The organism is Enteractinococcus helveticum, from assembly GCF_001657475.1.
GTDB lineage: Bacteria > Actinomycetota > Actinomycetes > Actinomycetales > Micrococcaceae > Yaniella > Yaniella helvetica.
In genome coordinates, this window is the sequence record NZ_LXEY01000095.1 from 1 (window position 1) to 1,867 (window position 1,867).

The 1,867-nt window shown below is 53.5% G+C and carries 2 protein-coding genes and 1 pseudogene; 1 reads left to right on the forward strand and 2 read right to left on the reverse strand.

Annotated features, from left to right (window positions below; genetic code table 11):
* Positions 1–191: 191 nt before the first annotated feature.
* Positions 192–1,337, reverse strand: a complete 1,146-nt coding sequence (gene dctP / locus A6F49_RS14730) for a TRAP transporter substrate-binding protein DctP (protein WP_043055305.1) — start codon at positions 1,335–1,337, stop codon at positions 192–194.
* 159 nt (positions 1,338–1,496) lie between these two features.
* Here dctP and A6F49_RS14735 point away from each other — a divergent pair, with 159 nt between their 5' ends.
* Positions 1,497–1,739: a LysR family transcriptional regulator gene (locus A6F49_RS14735; RefSeq protein WP_043055306.1), complete on the forward strand. Its 243-nt coding sequence runs from the start codon at positions 1,497–1,499 to the stop codon at positions 1,737–1,739.
* Here the strand turns inward: A6F49_RS14735 and A6F49_RS17830 are convergent.
* A pseudogene (locus tag A6F49_RS17830) lies at positions 1,731–1,867 on the reverse strand (ISL3 family transposase); the annotation flags it as partial. The gene A6F49_RS14735 and the pseudogene A6F49_RS17830 overlap by 9 nt on opposite strands.

The window sequence follows — 1,867 nt, forward strand, 5'->3', positions numbered from 1 at the left end:
TTTGAATTCCTGGGTATAACGACGGCGTGGAGTTGACATGTCCTTACTCAGTCTCACTTTCGGTATGACCCTCAAGTTTAGTCAAGACTAAGAGGGCCCGTGTCCGAAATCTCTAGAGCAGGCCACTTCGCATCAAGTCACCACACGGGATGGTTAGGTTTTAGGTTTAGTCTTGCTGGAGACGTTTGTCCTTAGCCGTTTTGTTCCTGCCAGCGATCAACGCATGCTGCAGCGCCGTCTTCAATGTTGTCATCGGAGACGTGCTCATCGTATTTCGCCTTGTAGGTGTCTAGGTATTCTTCGGCATTATCGAAGTTGTAGGTTGCAACGGTTTCTAGCCACAGCTCTTCGGCGCTGTCACCGATGTCGTCTTTCCAACGCTGGGTTTCGGCTTCATCCCAGCGGGTGAAGCTTTCAACGTTTTCGTGGTCAATCATGGCGTCGCAGACCGTTTCGATCTGTTCGTTATATGCTGTCATTGCTTCGCCGTAGTTCAACTCGTCGGTGACCTCGTCCACGACCTGTTTCAGATCATCTGGAAGAGAGTCATAGGAGTCTTTGTTCCACCACATGCCATAAGCGGTGTATTGTCCCAGGCCTGGATCGGTCCAGTGCGGCACTTGCTCAGCTACGGCGTATTGGGTAGCGAAGTCGAGCGCCGAGGCCACGGAGTCGATGACTCCGCGCTGTAGGGCTTCATAGGTTTCGGCCGCAGTGATGGCTGAGATGTTCATGCCGGCATCGCTGAGAATCTGCTGGGTTACCGGCCCGGCTGCTCGGGCGTTCAAGCCGTCGAGATCATCTACGTTTTCGACCGGCTGTTGGGAGCCAATAAAGAGTGTGCCCACCGGCCAGCTGGAGCCGAAGTGCAGGTTATTGTCCTCAAGATCCTGCATGACGGGTTCATATTCTTGGTGGACGTCGTACATTGCGCTGATGGCGGCCTGCATGTCGGTATTCATGCCGATGATCGAGATGACAGACATTGCTGGCAGCATATGCGGTGTGTAGTCGTTAATGGTTGTGCCGATGTCAGCTCGGCCGTCGCTGACACACTCGGCAATTTCATCAAGCGGGCAGATGACTTGAAAGTCGGTCCGGTCGATTTCGATTCGACCATCGGAGCGCTCTTCCAGCATTTCAATATAGCGGTCCTGCACTGCTTCGTGTGGTGTGCCAGCTTGTGTGCCGTTGGCCAGTACGAAGGTGTGTACTTCTTCGCCTTCCGGGCTTGAAGTGACGCCGTCTGCGCATGCTGTAAGCGACAGTGCGAGAGCGGCGCCAGCGGCCAAGCCTTTCAGGAGTCTTTTGCCTCGAGTGGTGTGCGGTGTGGTCATATGACGTTGTCCTGATGATTGTGAGTGAAAATCGGATGTACAAGGTGGGGTGCCCAAGCACGCGGGTGTGATGGGCGCTACATTTGATCATGCGCTGCTTCGATGAGAAAGAAAACTATACTTAGCTACGCTGGTACAGAAGAAAAACTTTGGAGCTCCGTGGATATCCCGTTTACCCTACGACAGATTCAGTATTTTCAGGCCGCAGCCTCCGCGGGAAGTATCGCAGCTGCAGCCAAGCACATGAATATCACTCCGACCGCACTAGCGCTGGCGCTGGATGAATTGGAAAAGCAATTGGGCTTGACGTTGATTCTGCGTCGAAAAGGTCGAGGGGTCGTATTGACCAGTGATGGTCAGCGGATACTGGAAAAATCTGAGGATTTAATAGGCTCATCGTAAGAGTGAGTGTATTTTGTTTCTGAATCCACCGGTGTCCAGCAGTGCTCGGGTGATGTAATGGGCGAGGTTTCTGAAGCCCAGGGCGGTGCCGCGCAGGTGTTCGATTCTGCCGTTGATGGCTTCGGTGG

Excerpts from the sequence above, each read along its gene's own strand:
- dctP (WP_043055305.1), bottom strand. The coding sequence starts at position 1,337 with ATGACCACACCGCACACCACTCGAGGCAAAAGACTCCTGAAAGGCTTG.